Raw genomic sequence first — 24,785 nt, 5'->3', positions numbered from 1 at the left:
GACGCCATGATCGCCAGGATTATTGAGTATTGCTGCCGCAACCGGCTCCTGACACTCATCGTCACGTCGTTCGTTGTGGCCGCCGGCATCTGGACGATCCTCAATATCCGGCTCGATGCCATTCCGGATTTGTCTGACGTCCAGGTCATCGTTTTCACCGAGTATCCCGGCCAGACGCCGCAAGTGGTCGAGGATCAGATCACCTATCCGCTGACGACGGCCATGCTCGCCGTCCCCTATGCAAACGTGGTGCGTGGATACTCCATGTTCGGGTATTCATTCGTCTACATCATCTTTGAAGACGGAACGGACATTTACTGGGCCCGATCGCGCGTCCTTGAATACCTCAATTACGTCGCCAGCCGGCTCCCCAAGGGCGTCACGCCTCAATTGGGCCCCGACGCCACGGGCGTCGGCTGGGTCTATGAGTATTCAGTTCGCAACGGTTACTACTGTCCGCAGCACCCCAACGGGATGTATCACGACCCCGACAACCCGGGGCCATGGTATGCGACGCGCGGAGAGGCCCCCGAGGAAATACGCGATCGATTGGAACGGGTCAGAATCTTCGATCACGGCGGCAAATGCCCGTGGGGCGGTGAGACTGACCTCGTCTTGGCGGAATATGACCTCTCGGAACTGCGAAGCCTTCAGGACTGGTATTTGCGGTATGAGTTGACCGCGCTCGGGGGCATCTCCGAAGTTGCCGCGGTTGGCGGATTCGTTCGGCAATATCAGGTCGTCGTCGATCCCGACCGCCTGCTGGCATACAACATCCCGCTCAATCAAATCAAAACGGCGATTCAGCGATCCAACAACGACGTGGGCGGTCGTGTGCTGGAGATGTCCGAGACCGAGTACATGGTGCGCGGCAGGGGCTACATCGCGTCACTGACGCCGGAGCAGGTGCAAAAGGCGCGCCACGATGGTGTGCCCATCGATCGGGTGCGGGCCAGGCAGGGCATTCGCGACCTGGAACAAGTCGTGATCCGCGCGACGGAGGGCGGCACCCCGGTTTACCTGCGGGACATCGCCGAGGTGCGGCTCGGGCCCGAGATGCGGCGCGGTCTGGCCGAGTCAGAAGGCAAAGGGGAGGTTGTCGGCGGCATCGTCGTGATGCGATTCGGTGAAAATGCGCTTCAGGTCATCCGCGATGTGAAGCACAAGCTCGATGAACTGAAGCAGGGTTTGCCGGTGGGCGTCGACGTCGTCACCGAGTATGACCGGTCCGGCCTGATCGAACGCGCCGTCGAGACCCTTACCAATACGCTCATCAAGGAAATGATTGTCGTCGCCTTCGTGTGCATTCTCTTTCTTCTGCATGCACGCAGTGAGCTCGTGGCCATTTTCGTGCTCCCAACCGGCGTGCTGTGCGCACTGGTCATCATGCACTGGCTGGGGATCAATGCGAACATCATGAGCCTCGGCGGGATCGCCATTTCGATCGGTGTGATGGTGGATAGTTCCATCATCATGGTGGAGAACTCCCACAAGCACCTGGATCGAGAAGAGGATCGTATCAAGGAGGAGCTCGCTGCCGGGCGCACGCCGATACACCGCCCGCGCGCGGAAATGATCATCGAAGCGGCGACGGAAGTCGGCCCGACGCTCTTCTTCTCCCTGCTCATCATCACGGTCAGCTTCCTCCCCATTTTCGTCCTGGGCGAGCAAAGCGGGAGACTCTTCAAGCCGCTCGCCTATACGAAGACGTTTGTAATGGGGGCGGCTTCCGTGCTGGCCATCACCATCATCCCGGTGATGATGCTCTCGCTGATCACGTCTCGCGTGCTCCCCAGGGAGTGGGGATGGCGCAGGAATCTGTCGATCACGCTGGCCGTGATGTTCCTGCCCGCCGCCATCGTATGGGCCATGCCGCTTGGCTCCTACGAACGGCAACGGCATTGGATCATGCTCGCCTGGATCGTCCTGGCCGGCATGTTGCTCGTCCCTCAGAAGCTTTTCCATGAGCGAGTGAACCCCATCAGCAGGGTCTTGCAGTGGATCTACAACCCTTTCTTTTCCCTCGCCATGACCCATCGCAAAAAGCTGATTCTGCTGGCAGTCTGCTTCGCCTTCAGCGGACTGTTTCCGCTCGTCGGAACGAAAAACGTTCCGCTCGTCGGCGCATCACTGGCACGGTGGTTTCCCGCGCTGGCTGCGACCTTCCCGGGCCTCGGCCGCGAGTTCATGCCCCCGTTGGACGAGGGCGACCTGCTCTATATGCCCACGACGGACCCGGCCATCAGTGTGACCACCGCCCGTGCGCTGTTGCAACAAACGGACGCCATCATCACCAGCTTCCCCGAGGTTCATCACGTCTTCGGCAAAATCGGCCGCGCCGAGTCTGCGACGGACCCGGCGCCACTGAGCATGATTGAAACCACCATCATGCTGGAGCAGAACCGCGACAAATGGCGAAAGCGCCGCTTCGACCGTTGGTTCTCGTTTCTCCCGTCATGGACCAAGCGCCTGTCCGGGCTGTCGACCTTCTGGCCGGAGGAACGCCCCATCACCGTCGACGAGTTGTGCTATGGGTACGAAAATGGCGACGAACACATTCCCGGCCTTAATGAGGCCGTCGCATTTCCGGGCCTGACCAACGCCTGGACCATGCCCATCAAGACGCGCATCGACATGCTGTCGACCGGCATCAAGACACCCGTAGGCATCAAGATCATGGGTGACAATCTTGACATCTTGTCCGATCTCGCCGAGCGCATCTCCGCTGAGGTTCGCACCCTGCCGAACACGCTGAGTGCATACCCGGAGAAGACGGTCGGCGGGCTGTACGTCGACTTCAACATCAACCGGGATGAAGTCGCCCGGTACGGCCTGACCGTCGGTGATGTCCAGGACGTCATCCTCTCCGCCATGGGCGGAACCAACGTAACCTGGACCGTCGAGGGACTGGAGCGCTATCCGGTCAATCTCCGTTACAAACGGGAGCTTCGCGATAATCTGCCCGCGCTGAGGCGAGCCCTCGTCTCGACGCCTGCCGGCGCTCAGGTCCCCATGGCCCAACTCGCCGACGTTGAGATCGTGCCTGGGCCGCCGATGATCAAGAGCGAGAACGCGCGAAAGACCGCATGGATCTATGTCGATCTCACCACGACGGATATTGTCGGCTGGATCGATCGCGCCAAGACCCTCATCCGCGACTCGGTCTCGCTGCCGGCGGGATACAACATCGTGTGGTCGGGACAATACGAATACATTCAGGCCGCCAACCGACGCTTGGCCGTGGCCGTACCCGCCGCCATCATGGCCATCATCTTCCTGCTCTATGTGGGCACGCGATCCTGGTTCCGGACGGTCCTGACGCTCGTCACGTTTGTCTACACCCTGGCCGGCGCATTTTGGTTTCTCTATGTGCTCGACTACGACATGTCTCTCGCCGTTGTGGTCGGGCTGATTGCCCTGGCCGGGCTCGACGCGGAAACGAATCTCGTCATGCTCCTCTATCTCGATAACGTGTATGACCACGCAAAATCGCAGGGACGAATGCGACACCTCAAGGACCTCTGGGAAGCCATCCACGAAGGCGCGGTCATGCGCATCCGCCCCAAGACCATGACCGTGGCCACCACCTTCATGGGCCTCGTGCCGCTCATGTGGGCGGAGGGAACCGGAGCAGATACGATGCGCAGGCTCGCTGCGCCCATGATCGGCGGGCTGGCCACGAGTTTCTTCGGTGAGTTGCTCATCTTTCCGGCGATCTATTTTGTATATAAACGTTTCAGCGTAATGAGAAGGGAAGGCACGGCTGTATGGCCTTCCCAGATCGGCGGCCTCTGAGGCACGAGCCTTCGCCGCCACCACGCACCAAAAAGAAAATGAGGGAGTCCGGCGATGCAGGCATTTGATTTGTTTACGATCTTCTGGGCGCAATTCCTGAATTTCATCTTTGGAATTCTTCGGACACTCTTTGAGTAGCGCCTGGCAGCACCCTTCGTAACCGCAAGGGCTCCCGAGAGTTCGCCCTGGATGCGAAGTCACGATTTATCAGACGAAGCATGGGCGTTGATCGAGGATATGTTTCCACCGGCTGACTGAAAGGGCGCCGCGCCATCGCCAAGCGGTTCGAGAAACTGGCGGTGAACTTCCTGGCCATGCTCAAACCGGCCCTCGTCCGGCGATATCTGAGGACTCGGGATTCGTCAGACAGAACCTGGTCCAGGATCGTGCGAAGCACATGCCGTGGGCGGGTCGTCGAAACGCGTGGAAAGCAACGGCGAACGACTGCGCTTTCGTCCGTTGACTTCGCCGAAAGAGGGGCTCTACGACTCCTTCCGACCCGCGAAGATCGTCAGCACAAACCCCCCGACAATCGCCAGCGTGCACGTCACGACAATCGACCAGAACCCGCCCTCGAGAGAAGTGATGAAGGTGGAAGGGGAGTAGTCCTGCTCGCCGCCGCCGCCGTGTATGACTTGAATCGTACCGATGATGGCGAGCGTCAGGCACCCGCCCAAAATGATGACCATCCCCGTTGCCTTCTGAATACGTCGCACGATCGCCTCCGACCTCAAGGCAGACTTGAGACCCCAAATATCGCACATGGCGATGAACGTATCCTGAATGCCTGCTGAATCTTTCTTAATGTGACGCCCGAACTGGCCCATCAGACTCAATCGGCAGGTGCACGGCGAACTCGCAGCCTCCCTCACTCAGATTCTTGCAGGAAATCGAGCCGCCATGCAGTTCCGCGATGGCCTTCGAGATGCTCAGACCGATTCCCAGTAATCCCGAATGATTGCCGTCGCCTTCCGCCTTCACCTGATAGAAGGGCTCAAAAATTCGGTTGAGCTGCTCGCGCGGCACGCCCGGTCCCTGGTCGCGCACGAAGATCGCGGCATCGCGAATCCTGGCCGCCGCCTCGATCTGCAAAGTGCCTCCCTCCGGCGTATGTCGCACTCCGTTCCGGATGATGTTTTCGAGCATTGAATAAAGAAGATCGGAGTCGCCCGCGATCACCGGGTGCGGCGTGACGTCGTCGTACTTTAGTTTCGGAATCAGTCGAATGCCCTTTGCAGCGGCCTCGCCCTCGCAGGCCTTCATCGCATTGAGCACGATATCTTCCAAAGGCGTCCGCACCAGAACCGCCGGCGTTCCTCCCGAGCCGACCCGCGTGAGCAAAAGGAACGCGTCAACAATTCGCAGGAGTCGTTCCGCTTCACTGACAACCGTGCCTCTGAACTCCTCCACCACTTCAGGATCGCTAAGGTTCGCGCGCGACCGGGCCTCCGCGAGCAGCACCGTGATCGGCGTCTTCAATTCGTGCGAGATATTGGAGAGGAACTGACGCTGGTTGCGAAACTGGGCCTGGAGACGGTCGAGCATCTCATTGAGCACCCGGACCATCTCGCCGATCTCATCCGCGTCCTTCGGCACGGGTATCCGTTCGTGCAGGCGACTGGCCGTTATGCGCTTCGCCTGCCGCACAATCCGCCCGACCGGCGCCAGCGAGCGGCCGACCAGATACCACGATGTAAACGTAGACAGCGCCATGCTTACGATGAAGTAGATAATCACGAATCGGCGAAGGCGATTGACGATCTCAGTAACCGGTCGAAGATCTGACGCGACCTGAATAAGCACCGGTGGGCTGTCTCCGATCTTGTGACTCAGCACGACAGATCGCAGCGATGATTCCGCCCCGGCGATCGCGGACGAAGTCGCCTCATCCATCGTCTCATAAGCCGGTATGCCCCGAAGCGCGGTCCGCCGTGCATCCGGGTCAAGCGGCAGTCGAGCTCCCGTCAGGTTTTGTGTCTGTCCGATGACTTCCTGTGACGCCAGCGTGACCTGAACAAAAAGCGATTCAGCGGAAAACCGCTCGAGCGCATCCTTCTGAAACTGCTCGCGAATAAATGGAAGCGTACGTTCCGAGGCGGACTCGATCGCGCCGACGACGCTGCGTGCGCGCCCCAGCAGCTCCTTGTCAAAATGCTCGTGGAGATAGTGCGACCGGACAACGTCAACCGTGATCCAGAATCCCGATTGAAGCAATCCGAAGATCAGCGCGTAAAGCAGCGTGAGCCGGGCGCGTAATGAGTGAAAGCGAATCGCCATGTCGCGTCACTCCACGCCGAGTGCACTCGATTCCTCGCTCGCTCGTTCCGAAAGGATGTACCCCGCGCCAGGCACCGTATGGATGACGCGCGCCTCGCCGTCCTGCTCCAGTTTCTTGCGAATCCGGGATACATACACCTCGATGACGTTGCTCTCATCTTCAAAGTTCATGTCCCAGACGTTCGCCCCGATCGCCGACTTCGTCGCCACCCGCTCGGGCCGGCGAAGGAGATACTCCATCAGGCAGAATTCCCTCGCCGTCACGCTGATCGCGCGGCCCGCCCGGGTCAGCGTTCGCTTCGCCAGGTCCAGTTCGATGTCGCCGAAGGTCAGCGTGACCGCCTCTCCCGCCGTCCCGCGTCGCGCTAAAGCCCGAATACGCGCAATCAGCTCGTCATAGTCGAACGGCTTGGTCAGATAGTCGTCAGCCCCCGCCTCAAGCCCGGCGACTTTGTCGGCCGTAGTCCCCAGCGCGGTCAAAACCAGAATCGGCGTGGCGACGTGTCGCTTTCTGAGATTCTTGCAGATCTGAACGCCGTCATGATCCGGCAACAGGACGTCCAGCACGATGGCGTCGTATTCCTGTTCGGCGGCGAGCTGCTCGCCTTCCTGCCCGCGATTGGCGACATCAACCTGAAACCCCTCCTCTTTGAACCTCACGCATAGTCGATGGGCGATCTTCTTGTTGTCCTCAATCACCAAAATCCGCATCTCGTCCTCCACCCATTTAGGCTTGACGGTTTCTGCTTCGTTCAGTTGGATCGAGAATGATGCCAATTCTATTCCCGGCCCAATTCGGAAGCCAAGTACGACATGCGGATCGAGATACGTAATTTCAGTCGCCGCAGAAAGTTAGGTGAGCGATTTTTTGTTGCTGCGACCGCGATGGGCCATTAGACGTGCCAGGGGTGCGGCCTGATTCTCCTCCCCCCAAAAAAAATCCGGCGGTCCATGCCACGTGCGTGGAGCGAGTCATCAGAAATGCTTATGGCCTTGCCGAACGCATCGATGGGCGGAAGAGTGGCGCGGTGTCCATCGGATGCGTTCCCGCGAGGCCCTCGAAAAAAAGCCGCGCGCAAGGGGGCAAGTCCAAAGTGGCATGGACCGCCGTCGAGGACGGAACGACGTGTACCTGCGTGGTAGCATGCCGTTCCGAAGGGAGGAGGACTACTGTACGAACGGGTTGAGATCATTGGAGTCGCACGCCGCCCCCGCGCCGTCCTGATCGACGTCCTCCTGATCGACGTTCGCATTGTTGGGGCAGTTGTCACAGGCATCACCAAAACCATCCAGGTCCGAGTCCAATTGGTTGAAGTTCGCCACCATCGGGCAGTTGTCCGCGGGATCGAAAATCCCGTCCATGTCCGTGTCGCATCCGAACAATGCGATCGGCACCGCCAGCAGGGCCAGTGAAAAGACACTTCGCAGTTTTGCAAACATGATGTTTTCTCCAGTTCGCGCCCGCCCGACACACGCCGGTGTCGATCCGGTCACGCAATCGGCCGTTCGCCTCGGATGATGCGAATCAGCACCGTGATAATCGCGAGGACGAGTAACAGGTGGATGAAGCCGTGAATCGTGTAAGTCGTCACCATCCCCAGCAGCCACATCAGCATCAATAAGATTGCAATGGTCCAGAGCATGATGACTCTCTCCTCTTGCTTGCAGCCACACAAAATCGGGAGGGCCGGCCGAAACCGACCCTCCCGCGCTTGATAGTCCGGGCCTTACTTGTTGCCTGCGACGAGTGACGTCGGCCAGATCACCCGGCCGTCCTTGTTCACCCAGTTCTCCGTACCGTTCGTCACCACCCGTGCGAGACCCTCGTGGAAGTCATCGGCCTCATCGTGACGAATCGGAATCGCCGTGGAACCGTCGGTCGCGATGTAGCCCCATCGCCCGTCGCGCTTCACCGGCGCAAGGCCTTCGTTAAACGCCTTCGCGTCTTCATAGACCGGGTGGACCACGACCCTGCCCGCCTTATCGACGTAGCCGATCTTGCCGCCGACCTTCACGCAGGCCCGGCCGTTCGAGAAGATCCACGCCCCGTCAAACTGCGGTTCGATCACGACTTCACCCGACTTATTGATGAAGCCCCACTTGCCGCCTTGTTCGACGGGAGCGAGACCTTCATTGAAGTCGCCGCAGTCATCAAACTTCGGGTTGATCTTCAGCCGGTTGTTCGCGTCGATGTAGCCGAATCGGCCGCTCCAGGCTCCGCCCGATTGAACGCGCGCCAGCCCGTCGCAGAAATCCGCCGCCACGTCGAATTCCGGCTTGATCTTCCATTGACCGTCCTTGCCGATATAGCCCCATTTGCCGTCCTTCTTCGCACGGGCAAGTCCGTCGCAGAACATGCCGACTTCGTCATACTCGCAGTCGACAACGACGCGGCCGCTGGTGTCGACAAAGCCGAACGCCTTGCCCAGCAGTCCCTTCTTCCGGGCGATCGGGGCCAGGCCGTCAGCAAAGTCTCCGACTTCCTTGAACTGCGGCTTGATGACCAATTCGCCCTTCGTGTTCACGAATCCCCACAGATCGTCCTGCCGAACGGCCGCGAGCCCTTCGTGGAAACCCCGGGCCTCTTCAAATTGGCCGGGGATGACGATCTTGCCTTCATCGTTGATATAGCCGTGCTCCTCGCCGCACTCGACGGGAAACAGGGCCTCCGATCGGGCGGGCAGCGTGAGGCAAAGCACGACGATCGCCGATGCGGTCACACGTTGGATTGTCGATTTCAGAAACATGAATCTACCTCCAGTCTTGCGAACCATTTTCGACGCAACTCTTCCATGCACGCCCGGCGAACGCTCGCCGGTGCGTCTGTAGCCGGGCCTCAACCCGGATGACTACCAATCACTAGGGGGTTTCAAATGCTCCGCCCGTAAGCGGCGGGTCTTCGGTGTGCGGCCACTACTCCTTTCGCTCCATCAGCGCGACGAGTCTTTGGCCCTCCCAGAACTGTGCGAGGCTCAGCTTGTTGCCGCCGTCCTCAATCTTGGCGTCATACGTATGCCGCAGCCCGTTATGGTCCACGAGGTCCAGGGTTCCCTCCTTGTACGAGTAGGTCCCCGACGTCGTGTGGATCGGTCCGACGCCGGCCTCGGCATAAAACGTCCCGTCCTTTTGCAGCGTCAGACTGTGATATTGAAAATCTCTCGTCGCCGCAGTTGGCTCCACGCCCGCAAGCGACCATTTGCCCTGCACACCGCAGCCAATTGCCGCGGGATACAGGAGTGTGACGAACACCGGGAACACGATTTTTCTTTTCAGTTTCATCTTTATTCTCCAGCGTGGTTCACTGTCCGGCCTCCTCACGGCCGTCACTGGAACTATTCCCCCCGCCGATGAATAGGCACTAAATTCCACCTGAAAAATCTGTAATCGGAGCGGCCCAAACCGCATTTTTCATTGCCCCGGCAGGGGAAAGTGAGAGAAATGTACAGACAGGGATTCGTCGGCGTCGCATTCGACGAGTCCTCATTTACAAATTGGATTGAATTACCAGTTGCGATCCAGGCGCGGGCGCGGAGCAAGTATTAATAATTGGAGATCGAACCAAACCCGCCCGGCGATGGAATTCTCAATGCCCGCCCGACGCAAAGGCCAAACCACTCGACCCATCGGCCCCAAGTCCCCGTCGCCCGTCACGCCCCAGGCCTCAAGTTTGAGGCCCTTCTCTCAAAAAACCACCAGAATTGCGACCCGCCCCAACCCATGCCCGCCACAAGAGTTGCAAGCGAAAAAAATCCGCTGTGTCACCTTATGTCACCTTCGATTTCGTCGCTCGCCGAGCCCCCGATCCGAGCCGCGCGCGTCAGCAAGCGGTACCAGAAAAGCCGAATACCAAATCGCAATCAACGCCCAGCGCCAACGCAATCAGTGTCACCGCCTTCGCATTTACTCTTGCCCCCCCTCGGCCCCTTTTTCACCCTTTTCGCGCAGCGCCCCAACACACGACCGCCACAACACTTGCAAGCGTCCGCTCAAACTTTTTTCGCCTATTGTCACCTACGCAATTGCAGGACTTGCGCGCGAGCGATGCCCCTGTCTTTACCCTCGCCCCCTCGATCCCTTGGCCCCTCAGCCCCTCACCCCGCTCGCCGCAATCCTACGCCGCCTTCTCGCTCGCCGTCGGCGTCTTATCGACGATGTCCTTCAGAACCGAATCAGGCTCCAGCCCCTCCGCCTGGGCCTCGAAATTCAGCAGAACCCGATGGCGAAGGGCAGGCAAAAACACGCCCCGAATATCCTCAAACCCGACGTTATACCGGCCTTCCAGAAGCGCTCGAACCTTCGCCGCGAGGACCACCGCCTGCGCCCCGCGCGGGCTCGATCCCCAGCGGACGTACCGATTGGTCAGCTCCGTCGCGAATTCGCCCCGCGGATGCGTGGCCAGTGTCAGTCGAATGGCATAGTCCTGAACGTGCGGGGCGATCACGACGCGCTGAACGAGCTTCTGAGCGCCGACGATCTGGTCCCCGCTCATGACCGGCTTGATGTCCGGCTTATGTCCCGTGGTGGTGCGTTGAAGAATGGTGCCCAGTTCATCCCGCGTCGAGTAGTGAACGATCAGCTTGAAGAAGAAGCGGTCAAGCTGGGCCTCCGGCAGGGGGTAGGTGCCTTCCTGCTCGATCGGGTTCTGAGTCGCCATGACAAAGAACGGCGGCGACAGCGGATATCTGTTGCCGGAAACGGTGACCGTCTTCTCCTGCATCGCCTCCAAAAGCGCGGACTGCGTCTTCGGCGTCGCGCGGTTGATCTCGTCAGCGAGAACCATCTGGGCAAAGAGCGGGCCCTTTTGAAACTCAAACCTGCGCCGGCCCGACTCCGGGTCCTCGACGATGATGTTCGTGCCGATGATGTCGGCGGGCATCAGGTCCGGCGTGAACTGAACGCGCGAGAACTCCAGCTTCAGCGCTTCAGCCATCGAGCGGATGAGGTAAGTCTTGCCCAGCCCCGGCACGCCTTCCAGCAGCGCATGGCCGCCGGTAAAGAGGCAGATCAGCACGCCTTCGACAATGTCGTTGTGACCGACAATCGCCTTGCCGATCTCGTCCTTGACCGCCTTGAACTTCGCCCGAAATTCCTCGGTCGCCTTGGCAATCGCCGGGTCCACCTGTGCCGCCATTTCACACTCCTAAACCTCCGGCCGCATCGGGCCGGGCTACGGTTGATCGTCCTGTTGATCGCGGGCCCGCTTCTTGGCCTTGAGCAATCGAGCCGTGGTCGATTCCGCCGGCTTGTCGGACTTATCCGCCTTCCGCGCCGAGGGAGGCGCCGCCGTCGCGTCCGCGCCGCCCAGTGCCTTCGTCAGGTCCGCCGCCGGTTTCTTCAAATCGCCCTGGGCCTCAAACTTGATGCTCGCCGATTCCGAAGGCGCCGCCGATCGGGCATCGCCCTCCTTCGTACGCTCCGCCCGAACCTTTTGGCGGACGTCTTTCAATTCCGTCAGGGTACGCGCCGCCCGCTGGCCCGCGCCGAATCGCCCGGCAAGACCGGCGATGTAGTTACGAGCATACGCGAGCGTCTTGACCGGGTCGACGGCGATCCGGCGCACGGCGACATCGAGGAGAAACATGAATAACGCCAGCTTGAGCAGAAATTCCCAGATGGGCGTGCGCGTGATGGTTGAGGGGATGGACTTGTCGAAGATCGTGGCCGCCGTGGCCTTGGTGGTCAGCAGCCGCCCGTCCGCCACTTCGGCGATCTCGCGCAGCAGTGCTTCGTTTGGCTCCAGATCGCGGAACTCCGGCGAATACGCCACCGTGACGCCGGTGCGAATCATCGTGGGCTTGTCGTCCCCGCCGGAGCTCGGCGAGATGACATTGAGCAGATACGTCCCCTGCTCGCCCAGTTTGAATTTTCCCTCGTATCGACCGGGCCCGGTCTGGATGATGGAGACCGGCGTCGCGCTGCCGTCCGGCGCGATGGCGCGTCCGACGAACTGCCGAAAATTCTCGAATGTCTCACCTTCGCCGAGACTCTCAATGACAATGTGTCCCTCGTCCCCCTCGACGACGGTGTTGACGTCGAAGTTCGCCGCCGCGCCCTGCTGCATCGACCATCGAACGGCCTGCGACCACAGCTTGGAGAATCCGGACCACGAGGCCCAGTCCGTGCCCCAGTGTTTCCAGCGCCCGCTGGTGAAGGCCAGCGTTCTGCCGAATCCGCAGAGCCAGTGGGCGAGCAACGGGTCGCCGCGCTCGGTAACAAGCGGCATCTCAACGTCGGCGACTTTGCGCGGCGTGGTCACGACATATCCCTTGAGTTGCGGGATGCTGTCGATGCCGACCATGATCTCGGAGAGATTGGGCTTCACCTTGGGCGTGAAGATTTCGTCGCGGACAAGCGGCCGGCGAACCACGCGGGCCTCCTTGATGAAGATCTTCGGCAGTCGTTTCTCGTCGCCGGGTTTGCTCAGCGAATAGTACCGGCCGCCGGTGACATTGGAGATATTTTTAAGCGTGGCGATCTCCTGGCCGCCGTGAGGGTAGATGGAGATTGTGGAGCAGGTGATCTTATTGCCGACCATCTTATTCAAAAGGCCGGTCTGCGGCGGGGCGGGGTCGCCGTCGGAGATGACGATCATGTGGCGCTGCGCGGCGTCTTTGCACTCCATCAAGCCTTTGTAGGCCATCTGCATCGGCGTGTGGAAGTCGGGCATGTCGGAGTTCTGCATCCTGCGAAGCTGCGAGATGATGGCCTCCTTGTTGCTCGCGGTGCGCATGGGAACTTCCCAGACGTATCCGCCCATGCCCCAATCGACGAGGCCGAAGTAGTCGAGGCTGCTGATGGTCTTCACCGCGGCAACGGCGGTCTCGACGCCCCACGTATTGCCCTGCGGCATCTCGCACGCATGCATCACGATGGCCAGCGCCCCGCGGGGAATCTGCTTGACCGAGTCGACGTCGAACTTGATCGGCATGATGTCTTCGACGACCGAGCCCTGCCATCCGCCGGCGGCGAAACTCTCATCACCGCCGAGCATCAGCAGTCCGCCTCCCAGGTCGCGGACATACGCAGCAAGGGCCTTCTGCTGCTCAGCGGAAAAAATCTCCGCAGGCACATTGGCAAGAATGACAGCGGAAAAGTCCTGAAGCGTCGCCGTGTCGATGTTGATGGACTCCGCGAGTTCAGACTGCACGCGGATGCCTTCGCGCTCCAGGGCCTCAGCGAGCAGCGCGTTGTCCGGCTCGTCGACGGCCGTCCCAATCATCAGCACGGTCTGCGGCCCCTCGACGTTGGTAAACGCACGGGCCACGTTGTTCTGACCGAGGAAGTCGGCGGTCTTGTCATCGGGGACGAACTCGGCGCGAAAGTCGTGAGCCCGGGCCTCATTGATCGGGACGCGCACGTTGAATGCATTGCGACCCGGAGCAAGCTGAATGTGCTGGCCGCTGCCCGGTGCGTTGGGGCTCAGGTCCAGCAGCCGTTCCTCTTGGCCGACGCGCTGATAGATGAGGATGCTGCCGGACGTCGCCCGGTCGCTCTTGAGGATGAGTCGCAGGGGAACCTGTTCGTGAAGATTCGAGTAGGGCGGGGCGAGCAATTGCTCGAAGACGACCTCCGCGCCGTATTCATAGGTCAGCGGAACAACATCAACCCGCAGATTGTTGGCCTTGGCGGTCTTGGCTTCTTCGAGGGCATCGCCGATGTTCTGGATGCCGTCGGAGAGAAGGATGACGCGGTTGTTGGTGTCGTTCTGGGCGCAGGCGGCGGCGACGCGAAGACCCTGGGCGATATTGGTTCGATCGGGTTTTTGTCCCGCGGCCAGTGGCATGGGAATGTGGACAGCGCCGTCGGGGCCGGGCCGGCTGGGAAGCTGCTCAATGTTCGCCGATCCGTCGAAGGTGAGAATGGCCACGCGATCGTCGGGCGGCGCCTCGGCGGCGATACGTTGTATGAAATCCTCGGACTGCTTCCGGACCTCGGTCGGGATGGATCGCGACTGATCGACGAGGAACAGAACGGTGAGGTCGTTGGTCTCAAGGATGCGATGGGCGCCGGCGGCGGCAAAGATAAGCAGGAGCAGCACGATCGTGCGCATGGCAAGCGCGAGCCTCCCGCGAACGGGCCCGAGACCGGAAAGGGAACGGCGCGACATCCACCACAGCGCGATGAAGATGAGTCCCAACCAGAGATAGTCGGGTCGATCGAAGCGTTCGAGTGAGAAGAGACGGCTCATTCAGTTCCCCGGCCCGTACCCGTTACAGTGAGTCTCGCCGCGGCCGTTATCCGCAACGTCACCAATCTATCAGTTGTACCCGATTGTTCCATGAGTCGAGGCAGTAGATGCCGCCGGAGGCCGAGACGGCGACACCCCAGGGCTGGGCGATCTGACCTTCGGCGCGTCCCGGTGTGCCCCAGCTTGCCAGCCACTTGCCATCGCGCTGGAAGCGGGACACCCGGTTGTTGCCGCGATCGGCGACGAGGATAGTTCCGCCGGACTCCAATGCGAGACCGTAGGGGTAGTTGAACTGTCCCTGATCGTCGCCTGCCGCGCCGAAGGCCCTCTGAAACTTTCCGTCCTTTCCATACACACAAATACGGTGATGGCAGGCGTCGGCCACCCAAAGTTGATCATTTTCGTCGAATACGAGACCCGCGGGCCGTTCCACCCATCCGTTGCCGGTGGACTTGTCGGCGATGCAGTCGAGGAATTTTCCGTCCTGCGTGAAGCGGCTGATGCGATCGTTACCGCCGTATTCTCCGACATACACGATGCCGTCACGGGAAAGGGTGACGGAGCAGGGGAACATGAACTGGCCGGGGCCTTCGCCCTGACTGCCGAATCTTTGCAGCTCCTTGCCGTCACGGTCGAAGAGCATGACTCGAAAATAGTGCGTGTCCGCGACCCAGAGGCGATTCCGTGAATCGACGAAGAGGCCGGTCGGTTTGCCGTTGATGTACTCGGGCATGCGCCACTGATGCTCGTAGTCGCCGTCGGAGCTGAAGCGCTGGATGCGGGCGGTCTTGTCCACGACGAACACGCAACCATCGACCGGTGAGACGGCGATGGCGCGCGGGTAACTGAACTCACCGGGAGACAGGCCGGTTTTTCCGAAGACCTTTTCCACCGCGCCCGCACCGCCTGCACCTGAATCAGCGCAACCGACGGTTAGCAGCAGCGTCAGCATGAAGGACAGCGAGACGATCATCGCGGGGCGGATGAGATGAAGCGCAAACCTGAATGCTGAACGAGTCATCATGCTTGGGTCCATGGTCGCGGCCAGGCGGCCCCCACGAGGGCCGCGGCGACTGCGGGCGAGAACATGATAGCGGCAAGGACGGTGGTTTCGCTCTGCCGGCCGTAGTGCATCTGCATGTCCACCTGCACGGCCAGGCTGCCGCCGAAGAACCGAACGGGCTGGGTGAGGACGGAGGCGCCGATTTCCGACATGGCAAGGCAGGCGGTGAGAAGCGCGGCCATCGCGATGGGTCGCCAGATGAACGGCAGCCGAACGAGGGCGATTCGGGCCGGGCCTGTCGCGCCTTCCAGTTGGGCATGACTCAGCAGCGAGGCCGGAACCCGGCGATTGGTCAAACGGGCGACGACCAGACAAATGACGCCGAAGCGGGACAACAGCGCCGCCATCCAGGCCCAGGGCGTGTAGTCGTAGATGTTCCATGTGCGGGGGTCGCAGACTCGTGTCAACGTGGCGGCGAGGGCGGTGCCGATGATCTCCGGCGGCAGGATGGCGATGATCAAGATGGCGGTGAATGCGAGCCTCCCGAATGCTTTGGCCCACGGGTGATCGTCCGGATCGGCAATGACGCCAAGCGATGCGACGAACGCCATGGCGCCGGTCAGCGCCGCGACCAGGAGCGTCGCAAGTCCGTGCGTACGATAGGTCGTTAGCGCCGTCATGATCGCGCGGCCTGTCCCTTCGCGTGCTGAGCCGAACTCGGTCAAAAAGACGCACAAAGGAAAAAACGCAATTGCGCCGGCGAGCACGCAAGCGAAGAACCAGGTTCGGCCCGGCGCGCGGGTTAATGTGCCGGTGTCCGCCCCCTCAAGCTCGTCTCCCCACGCAGCGATCCTGCGAATACCGGGCATCGCCGCCAATGCGAAGGTGATGATCAGCGCCAGCATGGGCCACGCCTGCCAGAAAAGGTAGCCGATGGGGCGCGCATGGCTGGACGCCGTCGCGGCGACGGCCAGCATCTCGACGGACCACACTTCGGTGGCGCCCATGAGCGGAGGAATGGTGGCGTCGGTTGCCGCGAGGATGAACGTCGCTGCAACAGCGGCGATGAGCGGCGCCCGCATGAGCGGCAAGGCCCCGCGGAGGAAGGCGGAAAGTCCGGCGGCATCGAGCCGGGCAAGTTGATAACCCTGTCGCCCCATGTGCCGAAATGCGGCGGACAGGATGAGCGCGGGGATCGGCCATAGCCAGCTCGCCAGCACGACGGCCGCCTGCACCCACTGGGCCCCCGGCGTGTTCCAGCCGATGGCGCTTAAGATCGCGGCGGCGATCCCGTCCTTGCGCGTGGCGAGAAGCATCCAGGCATAGGCGTGAATGCTGGGCATCGTCACCAGCGGCATGATGATGAGGGCAGTCAGCACGCGGCGCTGGCGACCGTGTCGAACGCCGGCCATGACGGCGGTGAAGGGAATAGCGATGGCAAATGCGATGAGGGTCGCCACCGAAGCCATGGCGATCGTCGTTCGGAAGTATCCCCAGAGTCGAGGAGTCGGCCACGCGGATTGATCGGCGAGCGTACCGGGCGCAGCTTCGACCACGGTGGCGACCAGCACAATGCCGACCGACATGGCCAGGACGAGCCAGCCGACGACCCGGGCAAATTGAAAGGCGATGATGCGATTCACTGAAGCAGCATGTCGCGGACGAGTTTGTCTGACAAGTCGAGGAGTTTTGCGGTGGCGGCGTAGTCAACTATCGCCTGGTGGGACGCTTCGGTCTTCAGTTTTTCGCGAAGTTCCGGGCGAACCGGCACGTTGCGAGACTCACTGGCGAAGAGCAGCTCTTCCACTTCAGCGGAGATGAGATAATCGACGAGCTGGCCTCCCTCGGTGGGGTGCGGCGATTCCTTCACGAGGCCGACGGAGCATGGAATCCAGAGTGTGCCGGAATTTCTTGACCGGCCGTCCGGCGCGTCGAGATCGGGGTAGATCATCTCGATGGCGTCGCCGCGGGCCTGTGCCAGCAATACGTCATCGGTATCGGTGGCGACGAAATCGGCGAGGCCGCGTGTGAGGTTGAGGACGGCCTTGGCATTGCCGTCGGCCAGCTTGCACTCGTTGTCGCGCAGGGCTTGGTAGAACTTCTCCATAGCCGGCTGACCCCAGAGGGAAAGCTGGACGGCCATGTGACCGCGCGTGGTGCCGAATCGGGGATCGGCCATTTGGAATCGGCCGCGGTACTTCGGATCGGCGAGGTCGGACCAGCTTCGGGGCAGGTCTTCTATTTTGATGCGCGTCGGATCGAAGGCGATAACGCGGCCGCGCAGCCCAACGGCGATCCATCGATTCTCGGAATCGCGGAAGACCGCCGGGATGTCGGATGCCTGCGCGCTTGTGTATTTTGCCAGTACGCCGCGCTCGGCGAGTTGGATGGTTCCGAACACTTCACTCGACCACCATACATCGGCCCGCGGGCGAGCGCGCTCAGCCATGAGGCGATTGATGAGCCCGGTGGTCTTGCCCGCCTCGGTGTCGAAGATGGCGTGCACTTTGATGCCGGATCGCTTTTCAAAGGCGGCGAGAATCGGCTCGGCGATCGCGGTATCGACGGAGCAGTAGATGACGACGGAGGCGGTTCGCGTCGAGGCCGCATCGTCATTGCACGCGGAGACGGAGGCGAGAATCGCAAATGCAACAATGGTGAGCGGTCTATTCATCCAGGGCTCTTTCATGTCGGTTTCTTGGAAGGAACAATGGATGCCGCCATAGATTTCAAAGTAATGCTAATCGGCTGAGAGTGATGAGAGGCATGGCTCCGGCCGCGTGACGAATTATTTTTTCTCCGAGGCCTCATCCTTCTTCGGCTCGGGGGGTTCGGTCTTTGCCGGCTCGGACGGGTTGAATTCATCGCCGAGGCGATCGAAGTAGTTCTTAACGCCCTTACGATAAGCGCGGGGGATTCGATCGCGGTTCAGGGCGTCAGTTGCGTCAATCTCAGCGGCTGACGCGGCGTCGTAAAACTCGACTTCGCTCTTGCCCTTGAGGTGCTGTCCCTTCACGAACTGCTGCGAAATGATCTTGCCGCCCTTGGTCGTCTTGACCTTTGCCTTGGAGTTCTTGAAGCCGACCTCGATGCCTTCGGCGCGGTCGCGCTTACCCGATCCTCGACCCGCGCCGCCCATTCCGTCGCCCGTTCCATTGCAATGAGGACACGGCGCGCCGTCTTTGCGGAATCCCTTGCCGCCGCAGCTCTTGCACTGGCCGTCGCCTTCTCCTTTGCCCTCGCCTTCGTTGAGTCCGTTTCGGGCCTCGTCGAGCTGCGCAAGCTGGCCCTCAAGCTCGTTGAGCTGCTGCTCCAACTGTTCCATCTCGCTGAGTTGTTCGCCGGCCTCGCCGAGTTCGCTCTGGGCTGCCTCGCAGTCACCCTGCTCGAGCTTCTTGGAGGCGTCGCCCAACTTCTTGCCCATCTCCTTGAGCGCCTTGCAGGCCTGTTGGCGCTGGGCGATCTTGTCCATCATCTGCTTGAGTTGTTCCTGCGTAACACCCTGATCCTTCATGCGCTCGGCCATTTCCTTGGCGAGTTTTTCGATTTGCTTGGGGTCTTTCTTGGCGAGGGTGTCGAGAACGCGCTGCATGTCCTGCTTGGAGAGGCCGGCGTTCTGCATCTCACGTTCGCTCTGCTGATCCTGGGCGGCCTGCTGCATTTTTTTGGCCATTTCGTTGAGTTGCTTGCGAAGCGCCTCGGCCTGCTTCGGCTCGATCTTGCCGTCGCGCGATCGCTTGGCCAATTTCTCCTGAAGCTCTTTGATCTCCTTCTGGGCCTGCTGGAAGTCGCCCGCGGAAAGGCTGTCGATCAACTTTCCCAGTTCTCCCTTGGGGTCGGATTGCTCGGCGGCCTGCTTCAGTCGTTTCTTGGTTTCGTCGAGGGCCTTGAAGCGATCCTCGTTGGCCTTGTCTTTCATCGTGTCTTGCAGCTTGTCGAGCTGCTTGACCGTCTCGCGGCGAAGCACGTCGGGGTCCTTCGCCGGATCGGGCCGCAGCGACTCTTCCAGCGCCTTGATCTGCTTTTCGAGTTCGGCGTCCTGCTGCTTTTCGGCAAGCTGAGAAATTGCGGAGACAGGCTGAGCGACGACATCACGAAGCCGGGCCGCGACCGCAGCCTGGGAGTCCAGACCGGCCTGCGCCTCTTTCTTCTTCAGCAAGTCAAACTCGGGGAGGAGAAGCAGAAGCAACCCGATGAGGAGCATCATCGAGCCATAGGACAAAGAGCCGGACCAGCGGAGCGGGATCAGCTTCTTCGCCGACAGGCCCGTGACGCTTCGCTCTGCGTCGGCGGCAACGGCCACAGAGAATGGATCGTTAGCCCCGGACTGCGTGGCCAGGGCGGTGGAGACGCGCTCCTTGAGCCCGGCCGACTCGTCCAGTGCGACGGCGGCGGCGAGGTTTTGTTCTCGCGATCGGAACAGCCAGATTAACGATGCCAGGAGGCAGAGTCCGCCCCCGGTGATTGCGATCCAGCGAAGCGGCAGACCCAGCGAAAAGAGTCGATCGGCCAGAACCGTCAACGCCCAAAGGCAGGCACCAAAAAAGAGGGACCATCCGAATTGTCCCAGCCAGCGATTGATCCACAGGCGGTGTCGGGCGTTTCTGACCTGTTTCTCAATCGTGCTCATGGTTGACCCTTTTCGCGGGGGTGATCGGAGCAACCGCCGCCCAAGACCTGTCAGGATATTATATCGTTATAAATCGCCGGACAATCACGCCGGGGAAATTCGCCACCTTTCCTTTGTAGATACGTAAGAAGTCGGATCGGACCCTTGAGATTTCCTGCCAAGCGGGGCTGAGAGGACGGTTCTTCGCCCTTTTCGGATCGGCTGGATATACTCTCGACACGCAAGGACGCCGCAAATGACCCCACCGCAGACTCCAGAGACCACGGTCGAAGCGGACATCGCCAAGAACAGGCGATCCGTCGCACCGAAAACCATCCGCGGCCGAATCGTTGCCGGCGTCTTGCTGGTGATTCCACTCGGCGTCACGGCGTGGCTCCTCAGCCTTCTGTATGGATCGGCCCTCTGGGTTGGCACGCATCTGGTTAATCTCGTTTCCCGATTCGTGATCTGGGCCTTCAAGCTGGACCTTCCGCCGCCGGCTTTCAACCCCACCGATGTGACGTGGTATGAGAGCCTCATCGCGGTGGTCCTGACCCTTGTCATGCTCTATCTGCTGGGATGGCTGGGTACCAACGCCGTGGGGCGGCGCATGATCGACCTCGTCGAGCACATCGTGGAGCGACTGCCGTTTGTCGATACGGTTTACCCCTCGGTCAAACGGATGGTGCAGGCCCTCTCCGGCAGCGGCAAGGACGGCGATCAGGGGCAGCGCGTCGTGCTGATCGACTTCCCGAGTGACAATATGAAGGCACTCGCACTGATGACCAACACCATCGAGGACGCATCAAGCGGACAGAAGTACGCGACGGTCTTCGTCCCGACGACGCCGAATCCGACGAGCGGCTACATGGAACTCGTGCCCATCGAGCGGGTGACGCCGACGGACATGAGCGTGCAGATGGGCCTTTCGACGATCATCTCCGGCGGCGCGGCGGCGCCGCCCAGTATTCATTTCCTGGAGCGCGGCAGTCTGGGCAAGCCGCGGGAATCCCAGGAGCCGGCAAAAAAGTAGAGAAGCGCTCCATCACGGTCGGCCCAGCTTCTGCCTCAATTTTCGAAGCGCATCGGTAAGGCTCACCGGCATGGGCTCGCCATTTTTTTTGTAGATGGCCCTGACCGCTTCATATTCGATAAGGGCCGCGTTCGAATCCCCGGTCGCCTCCAGGGCCGTTCCGAGGTTCCAGCGCGTCGCGACATTCTCAGGATCGTCTTTCAGCGCGAGCCGGTAGTAATAGACAGCCTGATTGAAGCGGTGTGCGACGCTCAAGGCGAAATCGGCCATGTCCGTGGCCACGATGGCGGGCGTGCAGCCGAATTCTATTCCCCTGTCGAAAGCCTCGCGCGAGCCGTTGTCGTCCCCGGTGACCATCAGCGCTTGCGAGAGCGAAATATGACCGATTCCCTGGCTGGGTCCCAGGCCGATCTCGAGCGCCTTGCGGATCAGCGCAGCGGCCTTGGCGCCATGGCCGCGCCGCGACTGAACGCGGCCCAGGGTGTGCAGCGATCGGGCATCGTTCGGCGCCGCCTTGACGGCTCGTTCGACGCGACGGAGTGCATCGTCGAGCTTGCCCTCCTCCAGATCGAAGATCGCCAGGTTACTCAGTGCCACCGGGTCATCAGGCGACATTTCTTCGACGCGCGACCACAGGCTCCGCGAATCCGCCCAGACCGATTGCTGGATGAGGCAAAGCGCCGCCATCACAACAATGCCAAGCCCGAACATGACCTGAATCACGCTCTTTCGCATCGAGTAACGCGATGCGGCCTGCGCGCAGGCCGACACCAGTGGCATCAGCAGGAAGATTGACGGCAGATAGAGAAACCTGTCGGACACGCACGATGCCGCGAATTGGAGCGGTCCCATCGCAGGGGAAAGTAGGATGGCGAAGGCCGCAAGCCCAACAAAAAGAGGCGGCGCGCGCCGGCGTGACCAGAGCCAAAGCCCAACCAGACAGATCACGACCAGACATGAGACAGCGATAGGCGCACTTGAGAGAGACAAGTCGTCCGGCAGGGCACGCACCGGCGAGAGGTAAAGCGGCCAAACGAGATTGCCCAGATAAAGAACGACGTCATAACAAAGCAGGCCGATCCATTGGACCATGACCTGTCCACTGAAAACGTTTGCGACCCTGAGGCTGGCTTCCGACTGCGACTGGCTGACAAGTGCGATCCAGGTGAACAGCGCCATCGCGAGGAGAAACGGCCACTTTTCGATCAGACATTTCCCCAGCGGCCGACGAAGCGGCCAGTAATCCAGAAACGGCAGGATCAGCGGAAGCAGGACGACGGTCGGCTTTGCGAGATTGGCGAGGACATAGAGGGCGATTGAAACGGCGAGGGCACCCAACTTCCTTGTTCTTCCCCATTGCAGGTACGCAATCACAGAACCGATCGCCAGGGGCGTCGCCAGCACGGTCTTTCGCTGAGAGATCCAGGCGACGGACTCCACCTGGATCGGGTGAACGGCGAAGAGCAGCGCCCCGAGCATGGAAAACTTGAGATCGCCGGTTACCGATCGCAGCAGGAACATCACCAGCACCGCCGTCACCGCGTGCAGGGCGACGTTGGTCAGGTGGAAAATAAACGGCTCAATTCGATCCGCATCCGCGCCGGAGAGCATGGCGTCGCCGCACAGCGAGAGCATGGTGAGCGGCTGATAGTAGCCTGCCACCGTCGACGGATTCATCACCTCAACAAAGAACCGCCGCACTCCCTCCCAGCTTGGCGTGCGTACGAGTGGATTGTCGATCACATACTGATAATCATCGAGCCGCACAAACTCGCTGGATAACGACGGGACGTAGCAGCCAAACGCAATGGCCGCCACAACGGCGGCGTGAGTCCAGGCGCGACTCGGCGTTTCCTGGGAATGCGATGCCGTGCAATCCTGTGACGCAGAACCGGGCCTCATCCCGTCGGCCCGCCCGCCCGACGCGCAGCGGGCAACTCAATATCCAGCGGGGGAGTCGGCGTCCGCACGTCACGATCGTCGAGCAACTCCTGCTCGCCGCCGAGTCGCCTCAGCGCCGGTGACGCCGCTGCCCGCTCCGCGAGATGCGGATCGCGTGCCAGGGCGATGGCCAGATGACGACGGGCCTGATCGTCGGCGTCGTTCTCGGCCCACGCCATGGCCAGGCCGAGGTGAATGATCGGGTCGTTTCGATGGCGCAAGGCGATCTGCAATTCGGCCCGCGCGGCGGACGGCCGCTGAAGACGCAGATAGGCATGGCCCAGTCCGGTGCGAATCGCGGCGGAATCGGGATCGAGGTCTCGGGCTCGCTCCAGGTAGGCGACGGCCTTTTCAGTGTGGCCGCTCTTGACGAGTGCAACGCCGAGGTTTTGAAGGCAGGCGATCCAGTTCGGGTTCGAGCGGAGAGCTTTTCGCAGCGGTGCGACAGCCTCGGCACTGCGTCCATCCTTATGGAGAAGAAGCGTCGTTCCAAGATAGAACTGAATGCCGGGATCCTCGGGGGCGATGCGCACGGCGCGCTCGGCGCATTTCAGGGCCGAGTCCAGTTCGCCGTCCTGAAGCCACGCCTCGACGAGCCCGGTGTAGCCGTCGGGCCATGCGGGATATCGTCTGACCGTCTCCTCATAGACGTCACGGCTGCTGAGCCAGGTAAATGATTTCAGGTATGACTGCGCGGTGCAAAAGGCGACCGCGGCGGCGGCGGCGTAAAGGCAGAGCCGGCGACGGGCCGGACGCGCGATCAGGTCAAAGCTCGAAGCGATGACGATGAGCGGCACGATCAGGACCATGTAAAGGTACTTGTCGCCCAGCAGCGAACTGGCATAGGCGGCGTCCAGCAGGGCCGGGCAGACCAGGACGACGGCTCCGCACAGACAGGTGAAGACAGGGCGGCTTCGCCGAAACGACCAGATGCCGATGACGACGATCGCGCCCGCCACGCCGACCATCGCCGCCAGGTGTGCGGACGAAAGAGAACTCCGCGCCGCCGGATAGAAAATCGAGACCGCCGACGGCTGAAAAATGCGAACGACGAACGAGACGAGGCTGCCGCCGAGCACCTCAAAGCTGCCCAGTTCTCCCGTGACCTGCCCGGGGCTTCGAGCATGGACCATGGCCTGAATCGCGGCGGCGATAACGAAGATGGCGAACATCGGGGCTTTTTCCACGATCGGCGTCCACCCCGAACGCTTGCCGGGCCAAAGGTCCAAGAGAAGAAACACGACCGGCAGGGGGATGAGCAGCGGATTGCTCATGACGGCCAGTGCATAGAGAAGCGTCGCAGGCACGACCCATGCCGTCCGACCGCGGAGGGCGACCCTGGAGTAACAATTGATCGCCAGGAGTGCGAAGAACGCGCCGAGCAGCGTGCCCCGCTGCGACACCCAGGCGACAGAAGCAAGCTGGATGGGGTGCAAGCCGAAGAGCAGGCCGCCAAGGGCGCACACCCAAAGGCTCGCGCCGAATCGACGAAGAATATGAAACACGATCAGCACATTCGCCAGGTGCAGGGCGAGGTTGGTCAGGTGAAAGTGAAATGCCGCCGCCGAAGGATCCGGCGCGAGCCGCGCGTCGAGGGCGAGGGAAAGCAGCGCCAGCGGCTGGTAGTATCCGCCGGTCTCAGCAGGGGCGCTGTAGGTGGAAAACGCGGCACGTATGTCGGTCGGGGTCAGGGCTCGGATGCGATCCGCCTGCCTCAGATAGGCGCCGTCGCCCATGCTCAAAAAGCCCGCAACGAGGACGGACTGCAGGACAACGCCGCAGGCCAGCGCCGTGGCCAAAGCCGCGCAAATTGCGCGAACCGCGCTGGGCGATGCAACGGGCCGGGCGACTGGGGTATTGATATCGGGCATTGAAGGAATATCCGCGAGGCAACCGGAAACGGCGCATGATCGCCGTAAAACTACGGGCCGGCTCAATT

Annotated in this window: 17 protein-coding genes; 2 read left to right on the top strand and 15 right to left on the bottom strand. The window is 61.2% G+C overall.

Features of this window, described 5'->3' with window-relative positions:
* The first annotated feature begins 6 nt into the window (after positions 1-6).
* Positions 7-3,795, top strand: coding sequence for an efflux RND transporter permease subunit (locus tag HS101_04385; GenBank protein MBE7505507.1), 3,789 nt, complete (start codon positions 7-9; stop codon positions 3,793-3,795).
* A 482-nt stretch (positions 3,796-4,277) separates the two neighbouring features.
* On the opposite strand, the gene HS101_04380 is transcribed toward HS101_04385, so the two are convergent.
* The 13 genes from HS101_04380 to HS101_04320 form a co-directional block, all read right to left on the bottom strand.
* A complete protein-coding gene (locus HS101_04380) occupies positions 4,278-4,511 on the bottom strand; it encodes a hypothetical protein (protein ID MBE7505506.1) in 234 nt (77 codons plus the stop codon).
* An 85-nt stretch (positions 4,512-4,596) separates the two neighbouring features.
* Entirely contained in the window at positions 4,597-6,072 is a 1,476-nt protein-coding gene (locus HS101_04375) for a HAMP domain-containing protein (GenBank protein MBE7505505.1), read from the bottom strand.
* Positions 6,073-6,078: 6 nt separating this feature from the next.
* On the bottom strand, positions 6,079-6,783 hold the full coding sequence (locus tag HS101_04370) for a response regulator transcription factor (protein ID MBE7505504.1): 705 nt from the start codon (positions 6,781-6,783) through the stop codon (positions 6,079-6,081).
* A 456-nt stretch (positions 6,784-7,239) separates the two neighbouring features.
* A complete protein-coding gene (locus tag HS101_04365; protein ID MBE7505503.1) occupies positions 7,240-7,512 on the bottom strand; it encodes a thrombospondin type 3 repeat-containing protein in 273 nt (90 codons plus the stop codon).
* Between the two features lie 50 nt (positions 7,513-7,562).
* Positions 7,563-7,715, bottom strand: a complete 153-nt coding sequence (locus HS101_04360; GenBank protein MBE7505502.1) for a lmo0937 family membrane protein — start codon at positions 7,713-7,715, stop codon at positions 7,563-7,565.
* Between the two features lie 84 nt (positions 7,716-7,799).
* Positions 7,800-8,819, bottom strand: a complete 1,020-nt coding sequence (locus HS101_04355) for a WG repeat-containing protein (protein ID MBE7505501.1) — start codon at positions 8,817-8,819, stop codon at positions 7,800-7,802.
* Positions 8,820-8,985: 166 nt separating this feature from the next.
* Positions 8,986-9,351 carry a hypothetical protein gene (locus HS101_04350; protein ID MBE7505500.1) on the bottom strand — a complete coding sequence of 122 codons (366 nt, stop codon included), beginning with the start codon at positions 9,349-9,351 and terminating at the stop codon, positions 8,986-8,988.
* 832 nt (positions 9,352-10,183) lie between these two features.
* Entirely contained in the window at positions 10,184-11,203 is a 1,020-nt protein-coding gene (locus tag HS101_04345) for a MoxR family ATPase (GenBank protein MBE7505499.1), read from the bottom strand.
* A gap of 36 nt (positions 11,204-11,239) precedes the next feature.
* Positions 11,240-14,260 carry a VWA domain-containing protein gene (locus tag HS101_04340; GenBank protein MBE7505498.1) on the bottom strand — a complete coding sequence of 1,007 codons (3,021 nt, stop codon included), beginning with the start codon at positions 14,258-14,260 and terminating at the stop codon, positions 11,240-11,242.
* A gap of 58 nt (positions 14,261-14,318) precedes the next feature.
* Positions 14,319-15,284: a hypothetical protein gene (locus HS101_04335; protein MBE7505497.1), complete on the bottom strand. Its 966-nt coding sequence runs from the start codon at positions 15,282-15,284 to the stop codon at positions 14,319-14,321.
* On the bottom strand, positions 15,281-16,906 hold the full coding sequence (locus tag HS101_04330) for a hypothetical protein (GenBank protein ID MBE7505496.1): 1,626 nt from the start codon (positions 16,904-16,906) through the stop codon (positions 15,281-15,283). The genes HS101_04335 and HS101_04330 overlap by 4 nt, the downstream gene beginning before the upstream one ends.
* Entirely contained in the window at positions 16,903-17,937 is a 1,035-nt protein-coding gene (locus HS101_04325; GenBank protein MBE7505495.1) for an extracellular solute-binding protein, read from the bottom strand. The genes HS101_04330 and HS101_04325 overlap by 4 nt, the downstream gene beginning before the upstream one ends.
* A gap of 114 nt (positions 17,938-18,051) precedes the next feature.
* Positions 18,052-19,893, bottom strand: a complete 1,842-nt coding sequence (locus HS101_04320) for a hypothetical protein (protein MBE7505494.1) — start codon at positions 19,891-19,893, stop codon at positions 18,052-18,054.
* Between the two features lie 235 nt (positions 19,894-20,128).
* Here HS101_04320 and HS101_04315 point away from each other — a divergent pair, with 235 nt between their 5' ends.
* Complete coding sequence (locus HS101_04315) at positions 20,129-20,905, top strand: DUF502 domain-containing protein (GenBank protein ID MBE7505493.1); 777 nt, start codon at positions 20,129-20,131, stop codon at positions 20,903-20,905.
* Positions 20,906-20,917: 12 nt separating this feature from the next.
* Here the strand turns inward: HS101_04315 and HS101_04310 are convergent, their stop codons facing one another.
* Complete coding sequence (locus tag HS101_04310; GenBank protein ID MBE7505492.1) at positions 20,918-22,807, bottom strand: tetratricopeptide repeat protein; 1,890 nt, start codon at positions 22,805-22,807, stop codon at positions 20,918-20,920.
* Complete coding sequence (locus HS101_04305) at positions 22,804-24,717, bottom strand: tetratricopeptide repeat protein (protein MBE7505491.1); 1,914 nt, start codon at positions 24,715-24,717, stop codon at positions 22,804-22,806. Before HS101_04305 ends, HS101_04310 begins: the two co-directional genes overlap by 4 nt.
* Positions 24,718-24,785: the final 68 nt, after the last annotated feature.

It is taken from the genome of Planctomycetia bacterium, assembly GCA_015075745.1.
GTDB lineage: Bacteria > Planctomycetota > Phycisphaerae > UBA1845 > UTPLA1 > UTPLA1.
This window is presented reverse-complemented; position numbering and strand designations above follow the sequence as displayed.